Source organism: Bradyrhizobium sp. USDA 4510, assembly GCF_054059095.1.
On the sequence record NZ_JBSSBT010000001.1, the window covers coordinates 1,764,728 to 1,787,958 of the forward strand.

Genomic DNA, 23,231 nt, shown 5'->3' on the forward strand with positions numbered 1-23,231 from the left:
CGGCTCGCGGAGGCCGTGTCCGTCGATATGCTGGGCTACTGGCGGCCGACGCGTCACCAAGGCGCGTATTCTGAAGGCAGTCTGCGAAGGCGTGAGCGAGGAAGCGGCCAGCTTGGGGGACATGAAGAAGGTCGACATGGCAGAAGCTGCCAAGCAGTCGCTAGCCGCGACCGACTGGCTGCGTTCCTTGCTGAGGACGGTTAAGCCGCAAGATCTGGTCGATGCATCCAGCGAGTCCCAGGGTGGAGGCATTTTCTCGCAAGCGGCCGAATGAGATTCGCGCCGGGGCCACGCGAAAGCGGCCCGGCACATTGCGGAAATTTTGGCCTCGCGCCTGACCGCGCGCGGCCGTTTTCGATGGAAGCAAAGCCGCGACTGTCCGAAGGCCCCGACTAGGCGCTGCGCCTGACCTCGGCTGTCATCAGGCTTTCCAGCTCTTTCCCGGCTTCTTCTTCGGTCATGCCGCTTACAAGAGCAACTTCTTCGGACAAGCGATCAACCGCCGCCGTGTAGAGTCGCCGTTCGGCGTAGCTCTGGTCTGGGCTGTTAGCGCGTCGGTGGAGGTCGCGCACCACTTCAGCAATGGCGACAATATCACCCGAATTGATCTTGATTTCGTACTGTTGAGCAAGTCGAGGCCAATTGCCCCGTCCCTTATGAGGTGGTTGACCCAGGATTCGTCGTATGTGCTGGATGGAGCCCGGATCGGATAGGTGACGCATACCGGTGTTTGTCGCTTTGCTCGTTGGAACGCGTAGCGTCATCTTGCTCTTTGCGAAATAGATGACAAAGAACTCGAGACGAACGCCGGCCACCGTCTGCTCTTCGAGCGCAACGATTTGTCCGACACCGTGTGCAGGGTAAACGATCGAGTCAGTTGCTTTGAATCCAAAGCGCGTTTCACTGCACTGGCCTTCATTCGCTGGACCGGCAGAAGTCGTAGCTGAATGCGTGGGGACTGAATGGTTAGTCCTGGATCGATTGTCAAAATTCATTTCGTAACTAGCTCCAATAACATCTCGAATTGGCTTGCCGCCAATTCTGGCGTTGATCAATGAACTTATTAGAAACAAACTGGCGGGGCTCAAAGATAGTCGCCCCAATTATTCCTCACCAATAAGCTGGGAGCGCGAGCGCCGCCACGATAATGACGCCGCCAATGTCCATTCCGTTCGATGACGTGGCTTCTTGGCAACGTGTTCACAGCCTACGAATCCAGCAGTTGCCATGCTTGCAGGCAAGTGTCTGACAAACCTGGCGTGCGAATGGGAGACACAGTGAACTTTCACTGCCACACGAATCGAAGATCGTCGGGAATAAATTGCGAACATATGAGGCCAATGCACCGGCATGCGCGCGTGCGCTGTCAGGAATTGTCTGCTGTACCGCAACGGTCTTTACGCGATGATGTGGCTGAGGTTGGACGTCTCGTTTGTTTGATGTCTTTGTCACGATGGCGGGTGACCCGGGCTCGCTTTTCGATCTGGAGCGCGGGAATGGGATGGCGTCCATAGCATTTGCCAATGACCCGGCCGGTTGCGACGTCGAGGGCGGCAAACAGCGAGGTGACGCCATGGCGTTTGTAGTCGTGACTACGGCGCGCCGGCTGGCCAGGTCGCATGGGCAGCATGGGCTGGCTGCGATCCAGCGCCTGGATTTGCGACTTCTCATCGACACACAGTACGATGGCGCGCTCGGGCGGAGCTACGTAAAGGCCGACGATGTCGCGAACCTTGGCGACAAAGTCGGGGTCGGTTGAGAGCTTGAAGGTCTCCAACCGATGCGGCTGCAAGCCGAAAGCGCGCCATATACGCTGTACTGTTGAGACTGACAGCCCGCTGGCCCGCGCCATGCTGCGCGAACTCCAGTGGGTGGCCCCGGGAGGCTCGGTCTCAAGGGTGCGAACGATCACCGCCTCGATCCGGGCATCCTCAATCGTGCGTGGCGTCCCCGATCGCGGCTCGTCCCAAAGACCTTCAAGCCGATGCTCGGAGAACCGCCGCCGCCATTTGCCGACCGTGTCGGGATCGACAGCCAAACGGGCCGCCACGACCTTGCTCTGCTCGCCCTCAGCACAGGCCAGGACGATCCGAGCCCGCAGTGCCAACGCCTGAGCAGTGCTTCGACGCGACGCCAACGATGTCAACTCAGCACGTTCCACCTCATCAAGCTCCGGCGGAGCAAAGCGTCGACCCATCGCCAATCCTCCCCAAATCAGGAGAGTCCGCTATCATCGAGTCGATTTGGAGTCCGCCGAACTTTTGATTCAGGACACTAGTGCTGGATTTGCGAATCCAAACGAGGCGGCCTCAGCAAACCTCGGAGGCCCTAGGGCAATTGCTGAGGCCGCGATGACCAGTCCCTCGTTACGAGAGTGGTCAGTTCGATCGCACTCCGAATCCGATGAGGAGACAAGCGCTAACCGGAGCGCCGCGGCGCGCCGCCGGGAAACAGTGGCAGCATTATCACGGGGATTAACGTGGGTTATTTCACCCCGTGCAAACATCTGCAACGCACGATGATGTTGGATTGATGTTGAAGAGAGTTTTGTCCGCTAAGCCATGGTCCCAAGAGGACGAGTCCCGAGAATGCGTCAGGATTTAAAAGTTTGATGATGAACAACGGTCTTTTCTGGACGATCATTTCACCGTGCGTTTAGGGCGGCCTTGACGCATTGCGAATGCTGCCGGCCGGCCCCGACCTCCGCCGCGCGAATTCGGTTCCTCAGCTCCTTCGCTACTATCTCAGCTTGTTCTTTGGTCAGCTTTTCAGCAAAGTGGCCTCTTTCTTGATCTGTGCGGGTCCCTTGAGTTCGCTGTCGTAGACCATCCAACCAGTGCTTCCCTGCGCGCGGTCGCATCGGGGACCGCGCTGCACGCGGACGGGCTTCTTCATTTGGAAACGACTGCCAAGCTATTGAATTTACTGGAGCGCGTTCGTGATACCTTTTCCAAATGCGCCTTGAAATCGTTGAATAATCAAACTGATTTTGATTCCGCCATTCGGAGGTTCGATCCCTCCCGCCCCAGCCAGCAAGCAAGCCGTTGATTTCAAGAGAGGAATCGTTTTTTGCCGGCCGCCCCCGCCGCCATTTCGGGCGGATTGGGCCGGCTTGGCTGGAAATCTGTGCCGCTTTCGCTTCCATGGCGGCGGGCGACAAGCCCCGAGTCGCCCGGAGATCCAGGTCAACGGGCGATCGTAATCACGACATAACGACGGATCTGACGTGGCGAATACCAAGAAGGCCCGCGCTGCTGCTGGCGCGAAGAAGAAAAGCAAGGGATCGGCGCGTTCCGGGATCTCGTCTTCCTCACCGCTTGGCATGCTGGCGCTTCATCTTCTCGAGCAATGGAAGAAGTCCGGGCGGGACGGCATCGTTTTCCTTGCGGAAAGCGAGAACAGGGCAGAGCGTCTCGGCAGCGTGCTGCATTCGCTCGATCCCTCGCTCGAGGTGCTGGTGTTCCCGAGGCTGAATACCTTGCCCTTTGACGGGCTGGAGCCGTCACGAGAGATCGCCGGCCGGCGCAGTTCGGTGTTGAGGCGCCTCGCCCGGAGCAAGAAGCCGGTCTTCCTGGTGTCGACGGCCGAGGCGATCATGGAGCGGTTGCCGTTGCCCGCCAGCTCGGCGCGCCTCAGCATCAGCCTGAAGGTGGGGGCGGGCTATTCCGAGCAGGAACTCAAGGATCGTCTGGAAGCTCTGGGATACGATCTCGACGAAGAGGCGGATTATCCCGGCAGCGCTCTGTTCCACGGAATGACGTTCGAGGTATTTCCCGCGGGCGCGCTGGGGCCGTTCAGAATTGAGCATTCCGGTGGCGTGATCCGCAGAATCGCCGGTGTCGATCCGGACGAGCACGACGTCGTGTTCGACGCGGAGGAACTGCACATCGACCCGATGTCCGAACGGATCGCGTTGGGAGGCAAGCGGGCACAGCGGGCGGCGCTGCCGGATTATTGTCAGCGCGCGCGCTGGATCGCGGACGCCGGCGTTTCGGGCCACGCCGATAGCTGGCTGAGCACGATCAAGGAGGCGGCCGGCCGCAGGGAGGCGGAGCGCGAGTATCTGGGGCCCGCTGACTGGAAACGGCTGACCAAACGGATGAGCTCGCTGCCCCGAAAGGCAGCTTTCACCGCCACGCCTGATTTCTCGAAGGTCGCCTCATCGCGGAAGGCTCTTCGCGCATTTGTCGCCGACACCGAGCGCGCCGGATCGCGGCTGCTGTTTGTCGCGGCGGTCGAAGATGACCTGCGCGCGATGGAGCGAATGAGCGGGATCAAGGCGGAGCGCTTCGCCGACTGGAACGAGGCGGCGAAGGGGCGGGGCGGCGAAGGCGCGCTGCTGGCCGACTTCGACACCGGCTTCATCGGCTCAGGGCGCAAGCCGCTCGTCGTCGTGACGGCGACCGACGTGCTCGGCAGCAGGGCGCATCATCCGCAGCCCATGGCGCGAGCCTGGAGCTCGGCTTTCGATCATCCCGACGTGCCGGAGCGCGGCGCGGTCGTCGTGCATCTGCAGCGCGGGCTGGCCGTGCTCGATGGCTTGCAGACCTTCGATATGGGGAAGGGATCATCGCGCGAGATGATCAGGCTGGCATTCGCGGGGGATGATGCCGTCCTCGTTCCGCCGGCCGATCTTGCGCTGATCTGGCCGTATGCCGCGGAGCTCGGCAAGCTGGCATTGGACAGGGCCGATGGCAGTACGTGGTGGACGCGGCGTGGCAAGGCGGAGCGGGAAATCCAGACTGCCGCCAAGGCGCTTGCCAAACACATCGCGCAACGGCGCCGCCGGCGCGCTCCCAAGCTGGTCGCTCCCGGTCCCGCCTATGAGCGGTTCGTCGCGCGCTTTCCGTATTTCACGACCGTCGACCAGGCGAAGGCAATTCGCGACGTCCTCGATGATCTGGCGTCCGGTCATCCGATGGATCGGGTCGTCTGCGGCGACGTCGGGTTTGGCAAGACCGAGGTGGCATTGCGCGCGGCGGCGGCCGTTGCGCTGTCGGGCAAGCAGGTCGCCGTCGTCGTGCCGACGACTGTTCTGGCAAGGCAGCACGTTGCAACCTTCCGCAAACGGTTTGCTCCGCTTGGCATCGAAGTGGGAAGCCTGTCGCGGGCGACGTCGGCTCCGGAGATGAAGGAGACCAAGGAGGGCCTGCGAAGCGGCAAGATGAAGGTCGTGGTCGGCACGCAGGCGATCGCATCGAAGGACGTGAGGTTCGCCAAGCTGAGCCTGGTCATTGTCGACGAAGAGCAGCACTTCGGCGCGGCCGAGAAGGCGAAGCTTTCAGGGCTGGCGAAGGGCGCCCATACGCTGTGGATGAGTGCCACGCCGATTCCGCGCACACTTGCGGCGGGCCTTGCCGGATTCAGGGAGCTGAGCGTGATCGCATCCCCGCCCGTTCATCGGCTTCCGGTCGCGACCAAGATCGCTCCGCTCTCGGACGCCGCCATCGCCGCAGCATTGCTGCGCGAGCAGCGACGTCACGGGCAAAGCTTTCTGATCTGTCCGCGCATCCAGGATCTGGATCCGATGCTGGCGCGCGTGCAGTCGATGGCGCCGGAGCTCCGTATCGTCTGCCTGCATGGCAAGCTACCCGTCGACGAAATCGACGATCGAATGATGAGCTTCGTCGAAGGCGAGGCGGACGTCCTCCTGGCGACCAACATCGTGGAAAGCGGTCTCGACATCCCCCGGGCGAACACCATCGTGGTCTGCTGGCCGGAAAAGTTCGGTCTGGCACAGCTCCACCAGCTCAGAGGCCGGGTGGGACGCGGCGGGACACGAGCCTTCGCATACATGCTGACCGAATCCAGTTCGGAACAATCCGGGAGGCGTTTGGCCGTTCTGGAGGAGTTCAGCAGACCGGGCGCCGGTTTTGCGATCAGCGAGCGGGATCTCGACCTCAGAGGCGCCGGGGATCTGCTTTCGGAGCGGCAATCCGGCCACGTGCAGGTTTTCGGTCCGGTGCTCTACAGCCACCTTCTGAAGCAAGCCTCGGAGAAGACCAACGACCGGTCCGCCGATATGTGGGTGCCCGATGTCAACCTTCCGCTCGCGGATCTGCTGCCCAGGAGCTATGTGCAATCGGAATCCGTGCGGCTTGAAATCTATGGCCGTGCCGCGAGGTGCCGGAGCGAAGACGATCTGGAGGATCTCGAGGAAGAGACCTCGCGCCGCTTCGGCAGGCTGCCGTCGGCGGGGCGGGACTTCTTCGCCGCGGCGAGGCTCAGGATCGATTGCAAGCGGCGAGGGATCGTGAGGCTCGATGTCGGCCCGGAGGCCGTCGCGGCGACGTTCCTTCCCGGGAGGCTGCCCAAATCCAGAGCACGTTCGCTCCAGCGCGACGGCGATCGCGTGTTCTATTCGGACAACATACACGAGCCGCCTTTCGAGCGGATCGAGGATCTCCTGGACATTTTGGACGAGTGAGGGCGACGCGGCTCCGTCGGAGACGAGCCTTGCGGGTGCGCCGCGCGCAGTAGAGATATTTCAGCGCGCCGGAGCTGCGGAGAACAAATCGACCGATTCTGCGCGCTGACATCCCAGTGACATGTAGCATCGTTACTGCACATGCGTGGCGAACCGCCCGCCGTCATTCGGCCTGCTCCGAGCCATCGGAAAGCCCTTCCAGGCGCGAGTCGACGGTATTCAGGGCGGGTTATGTTGTTCAAATCGCGGCGTTTTGGGCCGAAACGTCGTGCCCGGATACCGGAATCAGCGCTGCCGAAGCCGGCTTCAGCAATCACTTTCTCAGTAGGACTACGCGTTTTGCACACCGTTCCGCGTGGTGTTGCCCAATCTTGTGCCCGATAGCGGTAACTGAAATATTCGTATTTTGTTTCAATGGCTTGCGGAAATGCCGCAATTCAAAAGTCCGTGATATTTGTGCAACATTTGCCCGAAAACAGCCGCAACTCGCCCCAAACCGAGCGGTCTTTTGTTGCGTGATCGGGGGCCTTCTGTCTCATATGGAACTACGACGGAGGGGGGCATCCCGAGGTCGTCCCGTTCTAGGTGGTTCGCTTAAGTCCCTCGCGTTCATGCGGGTGTGTCCGAAGACGCGAAGCGACTAAGCGGGGATTTAAGGGACAAGGGAACCAACCTGAGGGTGTTTTACCCGGCGGATCCGGAACCTTCCCTGAGATAGAGCAACTTGGAGGTTTAACATGAAGATGGTTAAGAGCCTTATCCTCGGCTCGGCGGCGGCTCTCGTCGCGGTCGGCGGAGCTCAGGCGGCCGATCTTCCCGTCAAGGCCAAAGCGGTCGAGTACGTGAAGGTTTGCTCCCTGTATGGTCCCGGTTTCTACTACATCCCGGGCACCGACACTTGTATCAAGCTGGGCGGCTACCTGCGCGTCGACGTTCTGGCGAACACCAACTCGGACCACACCGGCAACACCTCGGGTGCTGGTGGTGCGAACAACCGCTTCACCAACGGCTACACCTGGCGTTCGCGTGAAGATCTGAACATCGATACGCGCACCGCGACCGAATACGGCGTGGTCCGCACCTTCTTCGATGCGACGTTCTCCTGGACGACAGACAACTATGCCGGTCTGGGCAACGGCTCGACCGTTTACTCGCCGATCGGTACGTCTGCGGCTCCGAACAATGCCGGCTCTGGTAACGTCGCCGCTGGTACGGTCGGTGTCTACTACGCATTCATTCAGTTCGCCGGCTTCACCATCGGTAAGGCGGTCTCGCAGTTCTCGGCTCCGTGGGCCAACTACCCGGGCAACAGCTACGACGGTCTCGTCGGCGGCGGCGGCACGATCACTGGTGTGAACCAGTTCACCTACACCGCGCAGTTCGGCAACGGCGTGTCGCTGTCTTTGTCGGCTCAGGACCAGACGGCTTACTATCAGGCTGGCGTGGTCAACCTCGGCGCGCCGGTCACCTTCGGCGTTCCCGGCAACACCAACGTGTTCGGTATCAGCGACTACGCCGGCACGATCGCTCCGGATCTCGTCGCGATGCTGCGCGTCGATCAGGCCTGGGGTCTGTTCCAGGCATCGTTCGCCGCGCATAACAACCACGCGGCCTACTACGGCGGCACCGAGTTGACCGGTCACCCGGACGACAAGTGGGGCTGGGCCGGTGCGTTGGCCTTGTCGATCAAGAACATCCCGACCGGACCTGGCGACACCATCAACTTGCAGGGTGTCTACACCAACGGTGCAACCCGCTACAACATCCAGGACCTCGCCGGTTCGGCTGGTGGCAACACCATCTTCGGCGGAACCAACGTTCCGGGCGCCTATCAGAGCATCGGCTTCGGCATCGCGCCGGACTCGATCTTCGTGACCGGCGGTCAGCAGCAGCTGATCACGACCTACGGCTTCCGCGGTGCCTACGTGCACAACTGGAACCCGAACTGGAACACCAGCATCTACGGTGCCTGGGCCCAGGTTAACTACAACAGCACGGCCAAGGGCTACATCTGCGGTCCGGCCGGCAACGGCGTGGGTGGCTCGCTCAGCAACTTCTTCGGTGCTGGTTCGGCTCTGACGTCCTGCAACCCCGACTACAGCATCGCGCAGCTCGGCACGCAGACCCAGTGGACCCCGGTGAAGAACCTGACCTTCTCGGCCGACTTCACCTACACCCGTCTGGACCAGAGCTTCGCTGGTACGGTCGCTTTCCCCGGCAGCGCCGCGATTGGCAAGCCGGCCGCGGTCTACGAGCTGAAGGACCAGAACACCTACATGTTGCTGCTCCGCGCTCAGCGCAACTGGTAATGCCGGTTGATCTGACTGTGATCTAACAGAGCCCCCGGTGCGAAAGCGCCGGGGGTTTTGCTTGGTGTGCCGAGCATGTTCGACAGCTTGGAGGTGGAAGTCCTTTACCCAGCCTGATGGCGGCGAAGGGTTAGCGAAGCGCAAGGGCGTCATCGCGAGGTGGGGTCTGAAGGAAGCGTGGAGCAAACCTGCGGCCCGATGGACAAAAACCGGATAACGAGGCCTACCCAACCGGACGAGCGAGCCAATGATCGCAAAGTCCACAGTCATCAAGGGTTGGGGTGGTAAATCCGGCGGGCGTGCAGGGAAGGCGGTCGAACTTACCTCGGGAGATCTTCGGCGTGTCCGGGCGACCGGACTGAGCGGGCCGCAAGGTCCGTGATCGCGACGGAGAAGTCAGCAGACGGCATAGTAGGCGGAACGAGTTTCGCTGAAGGCCCGAACGCTGGAAAGACGTTTGGATGTGGAAGCCTCGAGCCGGCCATGCGGCTGAAATCCAGGTCACTGGCCTTTGGAGCGGCGGGAAAGGGTGAAGCCCGGACGGCGCCGCTCAAAGGGGCCGAAGCCGACACGACGGAGACCACTATCTGAGCCTCTGGCGCGGACGCAAAACAAACCGTTCGCGCTTAATCCGGTGAACCGCCGTATACGGACCCGTATGTACGGTGGTGTGGGAGTTGCGCCTTGCAAGCGCGTTGAAGTCTGCCGTCTGAGATGACGGCCGCGGCAAAGCCTAGCGAGCAGCCGCGAACCGAGTCTTGCGTGGCGTCCGGTAACGGCCGTTGCGAAGCGTAGACAGGGAGGTTGTAGGCCGGAATGAAGTGAACGGGAAAATAGCCCCGAAATCGAACGTGATCGGAGTAGCCGACCCTGTCTCTCAAAGGGGAAGGCGGAACCGCAGGCCGCGACAACGCGAGCGGTCAGAGGTGCTCCCGGGGTTCGTACCGCCAGCATGCAATCAAAGGAAGCAGCGTGAACAAGGGAGATCCATCCGGTTCAAGCGCAAGCTTGTAAGACCTGCCAAGCCGCTGAGGTGAGAAGGGTCTGACGACCGGGTGGAAGTCAGACTGACCGATAGTACTCCGAGGACGGGAGAGCCGGCCACATGGGGAAGCGGTCAGCGGTAGTTGAATTGTTCTTGGGCGACATGGGCTCCATTCAACGGGAGTTACGGCCTTCTATGCAAAGAGAAGATCAGCTGACCATGGAAACGAAACTTGAACAAATAGCAGTGAAAGCTCGGCGCGAGACAAATCTTCGCTTCACCTCGTTGGCCCATCACATCACGCGCGACCGAGTGCAAAAGAATCTATTACAGATTCCGAAGCGCTCCGCCGCCGGGGTGGACGGACAGACGGTGGAGGCGGCGAAGGAGAGCTTCGAGGACTGGATAGGGCCAATGCTCCAATCCATCCATCGCCAGGGATATCGGGCGCCGAACATTCGGCGGGTCTATATCCCCAAGCCCGGTAAGACGGAGAAGCGCCCCCTCGGGGTTCCAACTGTCGCCGACCGGGCGCTCCAGCGCAGCACGGCTGAGGTGCTGGCCGCTATTTACGAGCAGGACTTCTTACCCTGCTCGTTCGGCGGCAGGCCGAAGCTCAGCGCCCATCATGCCTTGGCGACCCTCAATGAGGTGATCGCCGGCGGCATGATCAGCTGGGTGTTGGAGGCGGATTTGAAGAACTTCTTCGGGAGTCTCGATCATGATCGGGTCCTCCGGTTTGTCGAACATCGAGTCGGTGATCCGCGCCTGATCAGCTTGATCCGGCGCTGGTTGAAAGCGGGCATCCTGGAAGACGGAGCGGTGCACCCGAGCGAACAAGGAACGCCACAAGGCGGATCGATCAGTGTGCTTTTGAGCAACCTCTACCTTCATTACGTTCTCGACCTCTGGTTCGAACGCGTGGTGAAGGGTCGGTTGCGGGGCGAAGCCCGACTGGTGCGCTATATCGACGACTTTGTGATCTGCTTCCAATATCGATCGGACGCCACCCGCGTACAGGAGGCCTTGCGTCTTCGGTTGGGGAAGTTCGGCCTCACTCTAGAGCCGACCAAGACCAAGTTGGTCGAGTTTGGTCGGTTCGCGCAAAGACATGCGGGCAAACGCGGCAGAAACCGCCCGGAAACAATCTACTTTCTGGGGCTGACGCTCTATTGCACGCGAAACCAAAAAGGCAACTTCAAGGTTGGGATGCGCACCGAGAAATCTCGGCTAAAGCGCAGCCTTATGTCTCTGCAGGAGCTGATGCGGCAAATACGGCATTACAAGATCAGTGACCAGGCCGATGAAATCAACCTCGTCCTGCGCGGCCACTATGGCTATTACGGCGTCGCCGGAAATCTCCGGAGCCTCGTAAAAGTCTATCGGGCCGTGGAGCGTTACTGGCGCGGAATGCTGCGCAGCCGCAGCTGGGCAGGCCGACGCCTCACTTGGGACGCCTTCAACCAAATCAAAGAACGGACACCGTTGCTGAAGCCTAAGCTGCGCCTCCCTTATCGGGAGCTGCAAGCGCTTGCAGTGCTGTGAACCAACTGTCGAAGAGCGTCGGTGCGGGAAATCCGCACGCCACGTTCTGTGGGAACCGGGGGCGGGCGACCGCCTCCGGTGACCCGGTGGGAGAGTCGCGAGACTCCCCCTATCCCGATTGTGCCGAGTATGAACGACAGCTTGGAGGTGGAAGTCCTCTATCCAGCCTGATGACGGCGAAGGATTAGCGAAGCGCAAGGGCGTCATCGCGAGGTGGGGTCTGAAGACAGCGTGGAGCAAAGCCGCGGCTCGATGGACAATTACCGGATAACGAGGCCTACCCGGCCGGACGAGCGAGCATGTGATCGCGAAGTCCATAGTCATCAAGGGTCGGGGTGGTAAATCCGGCGAGCGTGCGGTGAAGGCGGTCGGTCTTACCTCGGGAGGTCTGTGCTGTGTCCCGGTAACGGGACTGAGGTCGTCGTAAGGCGACTTGACCGCAGCGCAGAAGTCAGCAGCGGGCATAGTAGGCGGTGGCGTGCCGTCGAAGGCCCAAACGGTGGAAGTGGCCAGTAGAACGGTGATCTCGCGCGAGCCATGCGGCAGAAGAATCAGGTCGAGCTGAACTTGGGCACCGGAGCGAAGGGTGAAGCCCCGAACGCCGCCGCCCAAGAGTCCGAAGCGCGCGCGGCGGCCACCGCCCTCGAACGCCCGGCGGCCGCAGGGCCGTCGATGGAAGCGGTAATCGAGCGTGAGAACCTGAAGACGGCGTTGGCGCAAGTGACGCGCAACAAGGGCGCGGCGGGCGTCGATGGGATGACCGTCGATGAGTTGCCGGCCCACCTGAAGGAGCACTGGCTAGCGATCCGAGCCCAGTTGCTTGAGGGCACCTACAAGCCGCAGCCGGTGCGGCGGGTGGAGATACCGAAGACGTCGGGCGGCCTGCGGCCGCTCGGCATCCCGACGGTGCTCGACCGCTTGATCCAGCAGGCGGTGATGCAGGTGCTGCAGGCGGATTGGGACGGGACGTTCTCCGAGACCAGCTTCGGCTTCCGGCCGGGGCGCTCGGCGCATCAGGCGGTGGAACGGGCGCAGACGTACATTGCGGCCGGCCGCAGCTTCGTGGTGGACATCGACCTGGAGAAGTTCTTCGACCGGGTCAACCACGACATCCTGATGAGGCTCGTTGCCAAGCGGGTGACTGACAAGCGCCTCCTGAAGCTGATCCGCGGATTCCTGAATGCGGGTGTGCTGGAGAGAGGGCTGGTCAGTCCGACGGAAGAGGGTACGCCGCAGGGCGGTCCGCTCTCGCCGCTATTGTCGAACCTGATGCTGGATGTGCTGGACAGGGAACTGGAAAGACGCGGCCATCGCTTCGTGCGCTACGCCGATGACTGCAACATCTATGTGCGCAGTCGGAAGGCGGGCGAGCGGGTGCTGGCGGGCATCGAACGGTTCCTCGAAAAGCGCCTCAAGCTCAAGGTCAACAAAGCCAAGAGCGCGGTCGCCAAACCGAGCGTTCGCAAGTTCTTGGGCTTCAGCTTTATCGGTGGGAAAGAACCGCGTCGGCGCATCGCGCCGCAGGCACTTGCCCGCTTCAAGGCGAAGGTCCGAGGACTGACACGACGCACCTGCGGCCGAAGCCTCGCGCAGATTGCCAAGGAACTATCGCGCTATCTGATCGGATGGCGCGGCTACTTCGGCATCTGCCAAACCCCGTCGGTGTTGCGCACACTTGACGAATGGCTCAGGCGGCGGTTGCGCGCCATCGCCTGGAAACAATGGAAGCGCGGTGACACTCGCTTTGCCGAGCTGCGACGCTGCGGCGTCGGCCGGGATCTGGCGGCACAAACCGCCGGCAGCCCGCATGGCCCTTGGCGGCTCGCGAACAGCCCCGCGCTCACCATCGCCATGCCAATCGCGTTCTTCAGGGCACTCGGCTTGGCTTCCGTCGCGGCACAGCAGCCCGCATAATCCACCGAACCGCCGGATACGGACCCGTATGTCCGGTGGTGTGGGAGTTGCGCCTTGCAAGCGCGTTGAAGTCTGCCGTCTGAGATGACGGCCGCGGCAAAGCCTAGCGAGCAGCCGCGAACCGAGTCTTGCGTGGCGTCCGGTAACGGCCGTTGCGAAGCGTAGACAGGGAGGTTGTAGGCCGGAATGAAGTGAACGGGAAAATAGCCCCGAAATCGAACGTGATCGGAGTAGCCGACCCTGTCTCTCAAAGGGGAAGGCGGAACCGCAGGCCGCGACAACGCGAGCGGTCAGAGGTGCTCCCGGGGTTCGTACCGCCAGCATGCAATCAAAGGAAGCAGCGTGAACAAGGGAGATCCATCCGGTTCAAGCGCAAGCTTGTAAGACCTGCCAAGCCGCTGAGGTGAGAAGGGTCTGACGACCGGGTGGAAGTCAGACTGACCGATAGTACTCCGAGGACGGGAGAGCCGGCCACATGGGGAAGCGGTCAGCGGTAGTTGAATTGTTCTTGGGCGACATGGGCTCCATTCAACGGGAGTTACGGCCTTCTATGCAAAGAGAAGATCAGCTGACCATGGAAACGAAACTTGAACAAATAGCAGTGAAAGCTCGGCGCGAGACAAATCTTCGCTTCACCTCGTTGGCCCATCACATCACGCGCGACCGAGTGCAAAAGAATCTATTACAGATTCCGAAGCGCTCCGCCGCCGGGGTGGACGGACAGACGGTGGAGGCGGCGAAGGAGAGCTTCGAGGACTGGATAGGGCCAATGCTCCAATCCATCCATCGCCAGGGATATCGGGCGCCGAACATTCGGCGGGTCTATATCCCCAAGCCCGGTAAGACGGAGAAGCGCCCCCTCGGGGTTCCAACTGTCGCCGACCGGGCGCTCCAGCGCAGCACGGCTGAGGTGCTGGCCGCTATTTACGAGCAGGACTTCTTACCCTGCTCGTTCGGCGGCAGGCCGAAGCTCAGCGCCCATCATGCCTTGGCGACCCTCAATGAGGTGATCGCCGGCGGCATGATCAGCTGGGTGTTGGAGGCGGATTTGAAGAACTTCTTCGGGAGTCTCGATCATGATCGGGTCCTCCGGTTTGTCGAACATCGAGTCGGTGATCCGCGCCTGATCAGCTTGATCCGGCGCTGGTTGAAAGCGGGCATCCTGGAAGACGGAGCGGTGCACCCGAGCGAACAAGGAACGCCACAAGGCGGATCGATCAGTGTGCTTTTGAGCAACCTCTACCTTCATTACGTTCTCGACCTCTGGTTCGAACGCGTGGTGAAGGGTCGGTTGCGGGGCGAAGCCCGACTGGTGCGCTATATCGACGACTTTGTGATCTGCTTCCAATATCGATCGGACGCCACCCGCGTACAGGAGGCCTTGCGTCTTCGGTTGGGGAAGTTCGGCCTCACTCTAGAGCCGACCAAGACCAAGTTGGTCGAGTTTGGTCGGTTCGCGCAAAGACATGCGGGCAAACGCGGCAGAAACCGCCCGGAAACAATCTACTTTCTGGGGCTGACGCTCTATTGCACGCGAAACCAAAAAGGCAACTTCAAGGTTGGGATGCGCACCGAGAAATCTCGGCTAAAGCGCAGCCTTATGTCTCTGCAGGAGCTGATGCGGCAAATACGGCATTACAAGATCAGTGACCAGGCCGATGAAATCAACCTCGTCCTGCGCGGCCACTATGGCTATTACGGCGTCGCCGGAAATCTCCGGAGCCTCGTAAAAGTCTATCGGGCCGTGGAGCGTTACTGGCGCGGAATGCTGCGCAGCCGCAGCTGGGCAGGCCGACGCCTCACTTGGGACGCCTTCAACCAAATCAAAGAACGGACACCGTTGCTGAAGCCTAAGCTGCGCCTCCCTTATCGGGAGCTGCAAGCGCTTGCAGTGCTGTGAACCAACTGTCGAAGAGCGTCGGTGCGGGAAATCCGCACGCCACGTTCTGTGGGAACCGGGGGCGGGCGACCGCCTCCGGTGACCCGGTGGGAGAAGCCGCGAGGCTTCCCCCTATCCCGATTGTCATGCCGGTTCTGGCGCGTCACGCGGCCAGCATCTCGCGCACCATCGGCGCCACCTCGCGGCCATAGAGCTCGATGCTCTTCATCAGCTTGTCGTGCGGCAGCGGGCCCGCCGAGTATTTCAGCTGGAAGCGCGCCGCGCCGAGCGCCTTGACGGTCGCCGCGATCTTGCGAGCAACGGTTTCCGGCGCGCCGACATAGAGCGAGCCGTGCTCGGCCTCGGCCACGAACTCGTCGCGGCCCATCGGCGGCCAGCCGCGCTCCTTGCCGATACGGTCGCGCATGACCTTGTAGTCCGGCCACAGCTCCTCGCGTGCCTGCGCGTCCGTCTCGGCGACATAGCCCGGCGAGTGCACGCCGATCGGCTTCGGTTCGCGGCCGAACTGCTGGTAGGCCCGCTGGTGCAGGTCGACATAAGGTGCAAAGCGCTTGGGATCGCCGCCGATGATGGCAAGCATCAGCGGCAGGTCGTAATGCGCCGCGCGCACCACCGATTCGGGACTGCCGCCGACGCCGATCCAGGTCTTCAGCCGGCCGTGCTCGACCGGTGGATAGACCGACTGGTTCTTGAGCGGTGGCCGCAGCTTGCCCTGCCAGGTCACCGGCTCCTGCTTGAGCAGTTCGGTGAACAGATCGAGCTTCTCCTCGAACAGCTCGTTGTATTGCCTGAGGTCAAAGCCGAACAGCGGGAACGACTCGGTGAAGGAGCCGCGGCCGAGGATCACCTCGGCGCGGCCGTTCGAGACCGCGTCGACCGTGGCGAAGCGCTGGAAGACGCGGATCGGATCGTCCGAGCTCAGCACGGTCACCGCCGAGCCGAGGCGGATGTTTTGGGTGCGTGCCGCGATTGCCGCCAGCACGGTCTCGGGCGAGGAGATCACAAAATCGGCGCGGTGGTGCTCGCCGAGCCCGATGAAATCGATCCCGAGCTGATCGGCCAGCACCGCTTCGTCGACGACGTTGCGGATCACCTGGGCATGGGGCAGCGGCGTGCCGGCGGCGTCGTTGGTGACGTCGCCAAACGTATCAAGCCCGAATTCGACGGAGGTCGTCATGGTCAGTCCGGTTGTCGGCGTGGCGGAGATCCGCCACGGGCCACCCATCGCACGCAGGCCGAAAGGCCGGGTTGCTGCGGATCGATCCGCAAGCCTGCGCTGTGGAGCCTTGGGTTGGAGATAACGGGGAGCTATTGCCGGTTCAGCGGGCCGGCAAGGTCACGCCGCGAAACGCAGCGTTTCCAGGCCCGATATAGAGCAGCCCGCGGCAATCAGCCCGGGACCACCAGGAAGCCGGCGCGCGGGAAATGCACCACAACCTCGCCGACGCGCTCATCCGACCGGCGGATCGCGATGTGTTGCGCCGACAGCGAAACGATCTCGCCACGCACCGGGATCTTGCCGTAGTCATCCGGCATCACGGCAACGACGTCGCCGGGCTTGCGACCGTTCGGGTCGCTGGGGTCGCCGAACACGGGCGACTCCGGCCGCGCCTTCGCCGCGATCTCGAGCGCGTCGGCCGACGACATCTCGGTGCGCGTGCCGTGGCCGATGGCGCGGATGCGCTCCTCCCAAGCCGCAACGCGCGGAAAGGAATTCATGATCTCGTCCATCGTGGCGAGGCTCTGCCGCGCATACCACACGTTCATGTAGGCGCTGACGTCCGCGAGGCTGAACTCGCCGAACAGCCACGGCCGGCCGTCGCCGAGTTGCGCCTCGATCCAGTCGATATTGGCGCGGAACTGGTCGCGCATCTGCGGCAGCGCCGCGGTCATGGCGGCGACGTCGAACTTGCCGCCGCGCAACTTCTCGCGATCCTCGATGAAATCCCGCGGGACCCTGTCGCCGACGAAGCCGAACACGAGGTTGACCGTGTTCTGGAAGAACGGCCGGTCGGCCCACATGCCGAGCGCCCAGGGCACGCCGGCATTGCCTGCCGGAAACAGCGTCGGCGTCGGGTAGCGCCGCTCCAGCTCGCGGATGATGATCTGGGTGTCACAATAGATGTCGGCGCCGATCTGCATCGTCGGCGTGCGGCGATAGCCGCCGGTCATCGGCATCAGGTCCGGCCGCGGCATGATCCGCGAGATCCGCACCGAGCTCCAGGCGAGCTTCTTGAATCCGAAGATGATGCGGATCTTCTCGGAGAACGGCGATTGATCGAAATGGTGCAGGATCGGCGTGGGCTGCGACATGGCCTTCTCCCGGGACAGGGTGCGATCTCGACGGACCTTGCCGCATAAGCTGACAAGATTCCGGCCGATCGCAACCTATATTCACGGGCGGGAGGGCGGCGCAGCGCGTTCAGAACTGCTCCGCCCACGGCCGCAGGTCGAGCTCCAGCGTCCAGGCGCTGCGATGCTGGTGATGCAGCACCCAATAGGCGTCGGCGATGGCCGCGATGTTGAGCATGCCGTCCGGCCCGCGCTCGTCCTTCAATTGCGGACGCATGTTCAGCAGGCGGTCGCCCTCGATCCCGCCATCGACCACGACATGGCCGACATGGATGCCCTGCGGCCCGAATTCCCGCGCCACGCTCTGCGCCAGCGCGCGCAGCGCGGCCTTGGCGGCGGCGAACGGTGAGTAGTTGGCCTTGCCGCGCAGCGAACCGCTGGCGCCCGTAAAGACCAGCGTGCCGCCGCCGCGCGCAAGCAAAGCGGGGATCGCGGCCTGTGCCAGCTGGAAACCGCCGAGCGCGTGTTCGCGCCAGTGCTCCTCGAAGCGCTGCTCGCTGACCTTCAGAAACGGTGCCGGCCGGTTGGAGCCTGCATTGTGCACAGCCATCGCGAGCGGTGCGAGCCGCTCGGCCGCCGCGACGAAGCGCGCGACGTCGGCCGCCGTGGAGGCGTCGCCGACCACATGCGCGACCGTTGCGCCGCTTGCGGCCAGCTCGGCCGCGGTCGCGGCGAGCTTGTCGGCGTTGCGGCCGGCGATCGCGACGGGATAGCCGCCGGCGGCAAAGCGACGCGCAATCGCGGCGCCGAGGCCGTTCGACGCGCCGACGCCGGCAATCAGCACGCTTCCTTGTACGGCGGTCGGCTCGAGGGCGGATCGGTCGTTCATGGCTTGCTCCATCAAGGTGCCCGCGGCGCGGGCGAAATCATTCGTCGGACGCCATCGCGATGATGCTGTCGCGCACGGTGCGCAGGACGGCATCGGACCGCTTCTGGTCGGTGAGGACGCGCGAGATCGCCAGCGCCCCGACCATCGCACTCACCGCGAGGATTGCGTTGCCGTCGTCATCGTCGCCGAACGTCTCGGCGACCTTGGCGATGAAGGATTCGATGTGCGGCTCCATCACCGCGCGGCACTGCGCATCGGCGCGACCGACATCCGAGATCAGCGCGCCGATCGCGCAGCCCGACTTGGGCGAGTCGCGATGGGCGCGGCTGAGATAGCTCCGCACCAGTGTGTTGATATTGCCCGGCTTGTCGGGATCGCGCGCCGCGTGAGCCGACGCTTCGCCTGCGTGCAGCGCTTGTTCCAGAGCCGCGGCGATCAGGTCGGAACGCGAGGCGAAGTGCCCATAGAAACCGCCATGGGTCAGCTTCACCTGCTGCATCAGGCCGCCGATGCTGAGCGCGTCGAGGCCCTTGTCGCGGATCTGCGTCGCAGCCTCGTTCAGAATACGCTCACGGCTCCTGGCCTTGTCGGCCTGGGAATGGCCCATCTCGCCTCGCCCCTGTTTGACTCTCTTTCTGGATTATGACCATCATGCATCTGGATGACAACCATCATCCAGAAATTATCCAGTCACAAAGCAGGGAGGAACTGATGTCCGGCAGCGCGAGCGAAGGGCGGGTCCGCCACGAGCGGCACGACCACATCCTCAAGATCATCATCGACAATCCCGCGAAGAAGAATGCCTTCAGTCCGGAAATGATGGCTGAGCTTTCCGACGCGCTGACGCTGCTCGACAATGACGACGGCCTCTGGGTCGGGGTGCTCTGCGCCGCCGGCGGCAGTTTCACCGCGGGTCTCGACATGCCGAAATTCTTCGGTCCGACGGCGACGCGCAAGCCGCTGCCGGAGGGCAACGTCGACCCGTTCGGATTGTCGAAGCGCTGCCGGAAGCCGATCGTCACGGCGGTGCAGGGTATCGTGTTCACCGTCGGCATCGAGATGATGCTGGCCGGCGATATCGTGATCGCCGCGGACGACAGCCGCTTCTGCCAGATGGAAGCCAAGCGCGGCATCGCGCCGCTGGCGGGCGCGCATTTCCGCTATATCAGCCGCGCCGGGTGGGGCGATGCGATGTATCACCTGTTGCTGTGCGACGAGTTCACCGCCGCCGAGGCGCATCGGATCGGTCTCGTGCAGGAAGTCGTGCTGGCGGGCCAGCAGGTCGAGCGCGCGATGGCGCTCGCGGAGATCATCGCGCGCAATGCGCCGCTTGGAATCCAGGTGACCAAGGAGGCGGGCCGCAAGTTCATCGAAGCCGGCGAGCAGGCGGCAATCGCGATCATTCCGCAGATCCGCGAACGTGTGCTCAACACATCAGATGCGGCCGAGGGTATCAAGTCGTTCGTTGAGCGCCGCGCCGCGGTGTTTCAGGGACGCTAGTTGCGTTCACGATACGTGCTCGAAGAAGCTGTGACAATGATGTCGCAGCTTCTTGATTTCGATCACGACAATGTAGCAGCGACTCTTGTCGAGATTCATCGAATCAGGGAGATTCGATCCATTCATTAAATTCTGTTTCGTCCTGCTTTCACTCAAGCGTCCGGTATGGATTCCCATGACAAACGCACGAGTAATAGTTGTCGGAAATAACAAGGGCGGCTCGGGCAAGTCGACAATTGCCATGCATATCGCCATCGCGCTGATCAAGGCGGGTCAGCGCGTCGCTACCATCGATCTCGATAACAAGCAGAAGTCGCTGACGCACTACGTCGAGAACCGGCAGGACTGGGCGCGGGAAACCTCGCTGGATCTCGGCGTTCCCGCGCATATGTGCTTCGAGACGGTGAGCGGCAGGAGCGGCGAGGTCGAGACGCTCGGGCGCAGCGCGCTTGCCGAGATCGTCGAGCGGCTCGGCCGGTCGCACGATTTCGTCGTCATCGACTGTCCCGGCCATGACACCTATCTGACGACGTTCACGCATTCGCTGGCGAACACGTTGATCACGCCGCTCAACGACAGCTTCCTCGATTTCGACGTGCTCGGCAGCGTCGATCCGAACGAGTTCAAGGTGACCGGCATCAGCCACTATTCGAAGATGGTGGAGGAGGCGCGGCGCCAGCGCAGCACACACGATCAGCCGGCATTCGAGTGGGTGGTGCTGCGCAACCGCCTCTCCACGCTTGGGTCACGCAACAAGCGCTTGGTCGGCGAAGCCTTGAGCGAATTGGCCAAGACGCTGAATTTCCGCCTGGTCGATGGCCTGGCCGAACGCGTGATCTTCCGCGAATTCTATCCGCGCGGACTGACGGCGATCGACGACGTCAGCCAGCTCGCACTCGGTAGCCGGCCGACCATGTCGCATGTCACCGCGCGGCTCGAGATGGAGCGGCTGATGACTGCCATCATGCTCGGCCATCTGGTGGCGCGCCCGCCGGAATCCTCCGACGCCAGCCGCGACGCGGCGTAAGGCGACGTCGGGCCGCTACCGGCAATTGGCGTTGCCGGCGTCGGCGACGATCAGGAACGTGATCGTTCTGGGTGCGAAGACGATCGTTCCGGCGACAGCCGCGTCGCTGTTGAGGGCCGGGATACGGTCAGAGGTCCCGAGCAAGAGCGTCGCGCCATTGAGCTGAACGTTGCCGTCGGCAGGCTTTTCGCTCGCGAGCGTATAACGTTGCGAGGCGGCCGACAGCGTGAGCTTGTGCCGCATCCGCCGGTCATTGTTGATGACGAGCAGGGCTATTCCATCAGGCATGTCGCGCGCGCAATGCGCATAGACATGGAAGCCGTGACGCTCCGCGATACCGGCATCGAGCACAATGGTGCCCATCAACCGCCGCCACAGCAGCGCAGCCCAATAGTTCGGCCGCGGCAGATGCGTGCGCTCGTCCAGCAGCCCGTAGTCGCTCGCCGCAAGCGTGTTGTGCATCACCACCTGGACGCCGGCCTTGGCCAGCCGTCCGAGTTGATCGAGGTAACGGAACGTGTCGGCGAAGGTTGCGGCCAGGCGATTGCCGCCGCATGCGGTCTCGGCCGTCTCGGTCAGCCAGATCGGCTTGCCCGGCGCAAGCTGGTCGCGCAGCGTCTCGTAGAGGGCGAGGCTCTCGCCGGTTCGCGCCAGCCATTCGTCCGACAATGCATGCCTTGCCCTGCGATCACCGCCGCATCGCGCCGACAGCGCGCCATAGTGATGATAGGAGACCGCGTCGACGCCGGCTGCCGATACGGCGAAAAGCGCTTGGGCCTCAGCGCCGGTGCCGATCGTGCCGGGGCCGAGGATCGTCACGTCGGGCGCGGTGTCCTTCATGAAGGCGCGGAACGCTGCAAAATCCCGGCCGTAGGCCGCAGCATCGTAGCGGTTAGGGGCGCTGCCGATGGTCGGCAGATCGGGCTCATTCATGAACTCGGCTGCGGCGATACGCCCGCCGGCCGATCGCGTGAAAGCGAGAAGTTGCCGGGCCTGCTCGGGGCTCCATTGCCCCTCGGCGTCACGCGCGCCCGCGCTGATCGCAAAGGACGTGACGATCGGAGCGTCGACGGCACGCGAGAACTCGATCACGTCCCGCCACTGCCGTCGCGTCAGCACGCCGTTGAAGCCGGCCGGCGGTGCAGCCGGTGGCGTTTCGGAATCTGCAAAGAACGTGCTGTTGGCCCAGGTCCCGCTGACGCGCAGATAGGCAGGGGAGAGCTCGGCGGCGAGCTTGCGCAGCCTGCCATCGTGCAGGTCGATCGGAGTGCGAGCTGCGAACCGCTCCGTCTCTGCACGCCGACGCGTGGCGGCGGTTGCATAGGGCTTCCAGAACCGTCCGCCGGTCACCTCGACCATCTCGATGTTGTAGGACTGAAAACGCGGGTCGATGGTCGCGACGCGCGGCAGGGTCGCGACATTCAGGGCGAGCTCTGCCGCGGCCGCTTTCGTATGCGCGAAGGCTGCCATGGCCGAGACGGCGGCGAGGCATCGAAGCGGATAAGCCCAGCGGTCGCGCACAAGTCCTCGCGGCGTTCCGGATTGTGGCGTTCAGGATGCCGCCGTGGCTTGCTTGAATCAATGCGGGAGCGCGCCTTGCGGCTCGTTCGCGATACGATCCCACAGCGCGCGGATCATGTCCTTCATGACCAGCGCATCCTGCCCCAGCGGTCGGACAGTTCCCTGCCGTCGGGCCCGGTGATGGCATAGGGCGGGGGACCGAGCTCGCACAGGAAGGTCAGGGTCGCGTCGGGACCGGCGCGCTTGCGCCAGGAGCGGATACCGTAGTCCCACCAGCCCATGAACAGCGACACCCAGCCCTGGTGTTGCGGAAAGCCGAGCGAGATCTGCACCTGCTCGCGGCTCGCGATACGGCCATGGATGCCCCAGGCATTGTCGAGGATGCGATGGATCATCGCGTGGTTGACGTCGTCGACCGGCCAGGCGAATTCGCGGCCGACCAGATAATGCGAGAGATCGGCGGTGAGCCGCAGATCGGGAAAGCAGTCGAGCAGGTCGAGCATGAAGAACAGGTCGGTCGTCATGCGGTCGCGATGGGTCTCGACATGCACGGCGATGCCGGCCTCGGCAGCAAGCCACCGCCAGCCTTCGAGCAGGGGAATGCAATCCGCGAGCCGGCGCGGCCGAACGTCCGGCTGCAGATTGACGTGATCGGCGCCGAGCCGGGCGACCAGCTCGAGCACCGGTTTCAGGTCGCCGACGCTCTTCGGGTAGCATTGCGCCTGCCAGATCATGCCATGCGCGCGAAGGAAGCTCGTCGCCTCGCGCGCAAAGACAGGATCGATGAAGCGCACGCCGGCGCCGTCAAACCCGGCATCGCGGATCATCGCGAGCTGGGTTTGCAGCGGCCATTCGCCCTCATCGGCCAGCCGTCGCTCCATCGCCCAGAGCGACTGCAGGACGCGCAGTTGCTGCGCCACCG

Annotated in this window: 15 protein-coding genes and 2 pseudogenes; 8 read left to right on the plus strand and 9 right to left on the minus strand. The window is 62.9% G+C overall.

Annotation, left to right across the window (positions count from 1 at the left end; translation table 11 throughout):
* Positions 1–121 precede the first annotated feature (121 nt).
* The gene (locus ACVMDN_RS07875; protein WP_253587526.1) at positions 122–274 is read left to right on the plus strand and encodes a hypothetical protein; all 153 of its coding nucleotides are present in this window, start codon (positions 122–124) and stop codon (positions 272–274) included.
* 118 nt (positions 275–392) lie between these two features.
* Here ACVMDN_RS07875 and ACVMDN_RS07880 read toward each other — a convergent pair whose 3' ends face one another.
* Positions 393–1,055: a CarD family transcriptional regulator gene (locus ACVMDN_RS07880; RefSeq protein WP_456835381.1), complete on the minus strand. Its 663-nt coding sequence runs from the start codon at positions 1,053–1,055 to the stop codon at positions 393–395.
* A gap of 446 nt (positions 1,056–1,501) precedes the next feature.
* Positions 1,502–2,197: pseudogene (locus tag ACVMDN_RS07885) on the minus strand (IS630 family transposase); the annotation flags it as partial.
* Positions 2,198–3,322: 1,125 nt separating this feature from the next.
* Between ACVMDN_RS07885 and ACVMDN_RS07890 the strand changes: the two are divergent.
* The 5 genes from ACVMDN_RS07890 to ltrA (ACVMDN_RS07910) all read left to right on the plus strand — a co-directional run bounded on the left by ACVMDN_RS07890 (position 3,323) and on the right by ltrA (ACVMDN_RS07910) (position 15,080).
* On the plus strand, positions 3,323–6,427 hold the full coding sequence (locus ACVMDN_RS07890) for a DEAD/DEAH box helicase (RefSeq protein WP_456835886.1): 3,105 nt from the start codon (positions 3,323–3,325) through the stop codon (positions 6,425–6,427).
* 737 nt (positions 6,428–7,164) lie between these two features.
* The gene (locus ACVMDN_RS07895) at positions 7,165–8,736 is read left to right on the plus strand and encodes a porin (RefSeq protein ID WP_456835380.1); all 1,572 of its coding nucleotides are present in this window, start codon (positions 7,165–7,167) and stop codon (positions 8,734–8,736) included.
* A gap of 1,147 nt (positions 8,737–9,883) precedes the next feature.
* Positions 9,884–11,266: a group II intron reverse transcriptase/maturase gene (ltrA, locus tag ACVMDN_RS07900; protein ID WP_456835857.1), complete on the plus strand. Its 1,383-nt coding sequence runs from the start codon at positions 9,884–9,886 to the stop codon at positions 11,264–11,266.
* 537 nt (positions 11,267–11,803) lie between these two features.
* The gene (gene ltrA / locus ACVMDN_RS07905) at positions 11,804–13,180 is read left to right on the plus strand and encodes a group II intron reverse transcriptase/maturase (protein ID WP_456835305.1); all 1,377 of its coding nucleotides are present in this window, start codon (positions 11,804–11,806) and stop codon (positions 13,178–13,180) included.
* A gap of 517 nt (positions 13,181–13,697) precedes the next feature.
* Complete coding sequence (gene ltrA, locus ACVMDN_RS07910; RefSeq protein WP_456835857.1) at positions 13,698–15,080, plus strand: group II intron reverse transcriptase/maturase; 1,383 nt, start codon at positions 13,698–13,700, stop codon at positions 15,078–15,080.
* A gap of 142 nt (positions 15,081–15,222) precedes the next feature.
* On the opposite strand, the gene ACVMDN_RS07915 is transcribed toward ltrA (ACVMDN_RS07910), so the two are convergent.
* From ACVMDN_RS07915 to ACVMDN_RS07930, 4 genes are all read right to left on the minus strand, one after another.
* Positions 15,223–16,257 carry an LLM class flavin-dependent oxidoreductase gene (locus ACVMDN_RS07915; RefSeq protein WP_456835379.1) on the minus strand — a complete coding sequence of 345 codons (1,035 nt, stop codon included), beginning with the start codon at positions 16,255–16,257 and terminating at the stop codon, positions 15,223–15,225.
* 212 nt (positions 16,258–16,469) lie between these two features.
* The gene (locus ACVMDN_RS07920) at positions 16,470–17,393 is read right to left on the minus strand and encodes a glutathione S-transferase family protein (RefSeq protein WP_456835378.1); all 924 of its coding nucleotides are present in this window, start codon (positions 17,391–17,393) and stop codon (positions 16,470–16,472) included.
* A 109-nt stretch (positions 17,394–17,502) separates the two neighbouring features.
* The gene (locus tag ACVMDN_RS07925) at positions 17,503–18,261 is read right to left on the minus strand and encodes an SDR family NAD(P)-dependent oxidoreductase (protein WP_057015277.1); all 759 of its coding nucleotides are present in this window, start codon (positions 18,259–18,261) and stop codon (positions 17,503–17,505) included.
* Between the two features lie 37 nt (positions 18,262–18,298).
* Positions 18,299–18,868: a TetR/AcrR family transcriptional regulator gene (locus tag ACVMDN_RS07930; RefSeq protein WP_057015234.1), complete on the minus strand. Its 570-nt coding sequence runs from the start codon at positions 18,866–18,868 to the stop codon at positions 18,299–18,301.
* A 104-nt stretch (positions 18,869–18,972) separates the two neighbouring features.
* On the opposite strand from ACVMDN_RS07930, the gene ACVMDN_RS07935 reads away from it, so the two are divergent.
* Entirely contained in the window at positions 18,973–19,761 is a 789-nt protein-coding gene (locus ACVMDN_RS07935; RefSeq protein ID WP_456835377.1) for a crotonase/enoyl-CoA hydratase family protein, read from the plus strand.
* 6 nt (positions 19,762–19,767) lie between these two features.
* Here ACVMDN_RS07935 and ACVMDN_RS07940 read toward each other — a convergent pair whose 3' ends face one another.
* Positions 19,768–20,004, minus strand: a complete 237-nt coding sequence (locus ACVMDN_RS07940; protein WP_168857948.1) for a hypothetical protein — start codon at positions 20,002–20,004, stop codon at positions 19,768–19,770.
* Here ACVMDN_RS07940 and ACVMDN_RS07945 point away from each other — a divergent pair.
* Positions 20,003–20,788, plus strand: coding sequence for a division plane positioning ATPase MipZ (locus ACVMDN_RS07945; protein ID WP_456835376.1), 786 nt, complete (start codon positions 20,003–20,005; stop codon positions 20,786–20,788). The two genes, ACVMDN_RS07940 and ACVMDN_RS07945, sit on opposite strands and share 2 nt — an antisense overlap.
* A gap of 15 nt (positions 20,789–20,803) precedes the next feature.
* Here the strand turns inward: ACVMDN_RS07945 and ACVMDN_RS07950 are convergent, their stop codons facing one another.
* Entirely contained in the window at positions 20,804–22,309 is a 1,506-nt protein-coding gene (locus tag ACVMDN_RS07950; RefSeq protein ID WP_456835375.1) for a hypothetical protein, read from the minus strand.
* A 57-nt stretch (positions 22,310–22,366) separates the two neighbouring features.
* Positions 22,367–23,229: pseudogene (locus tag ACVMDN_RS07955) on the minus strand (sugar phosphate isomerase/epimerase family protein).
* Positions 23,230–23,231: the final 2 nt, after the last annotated feature.

Bases quoted from the DNA above. Each gene is read 5' to 3' on its own strand.
- ACVMDN_RS07875 (WP_253587526.1), top strand. From the start codon at position 122: ATGAAGAAGGTCGACATGGCAGAAGCTGCCAAGCAGTCGCTAGCCGCG.
- ACVMDN_RS07890 (WP_456835886.1), top strand. From the start codon at position 3,323: ATGCTGGCGCTTCATCTTCTCGAGCAATGGAAGAAGTCCGGGCGGGAC.
- ACVMDN_RS07895 (WP_456835380.1), top strand. From the start codon at position 7,165: ATGAAGATGGTTAAGAGCCTTATCCTCGGCTCGGCGGCGGCTCTCGTC.
- ltrA (WP_456835857.1), top strand. From the start codon at position 9,884: ATGGGCTCCATTCAACGGGAGTTACGGCCTTCTATGCAAAGAGAAGAT.
- ltrA (WP_456835305.1), top strand. From the start codon at position 11,804: ATGCGGCAGAAGAATCAGGTCGAGCTGAACTTGGGCACCGGAGCGAAG.
- ltrA (WP_456835857.1), top strand. From the start codon at position 13,698: ATGGGCTCCATTCAACGGGAGTTACGGCCTTCTATGCAAAGAGAAGAT.
- ACVMDN_RS07915 (WP_456835379.1), bottom strand. From the start codon at position 16,257: ATGACGACCTCCGTCGAATTCGGGCTTGATACGTTTGGCGACGTCACC.
- ACVMDN_RS07920 (WP_456835378.1), bottom strand. From the start codon at position 17,393: ATGTCGCAGCCCACGCCGATCCTGCACCATTTCGATCAATCGCCGTTC.
- ACVMDN_RS07925 (WP_057015277.1), bottom strand. From the start codon at position 18,261: ATGAACGACCGATCCGCCCTCGAGCCGACCGCCGTACAAGGAAGCGTG.
- ACVMDN_RS07930 (WP_057015234.1), bottom strand. From the start codon at position 18,868: ATGGGCCATTCCCAGGCCGACAAGGCCAGGAGCCGTGAGCGTATTCTG.
- ACVMDN_RS07935 (WP_456835377.1), top strand. From the start codon at position 18,973: ATGTCCGGCAGCGCGAGCGAAGGGCGGGTCCGCCACGAGCGGCACGAC.
- ACVMDN_RS07945 (WP_456835376.1), top strand. From the start codon at position 20,003: ATGCATATCGCCATCGCGCTGATCAAGGCGGGTCAGCGCGTCGCTACC.
- ACVMDN_RS07940 (WP_168857948.1), bottom strand. From the start codon at position 20,004: ATGGCAATTGTCGACTTGCCCGAGCCGCCCTTGTTATTTCCGACAACT.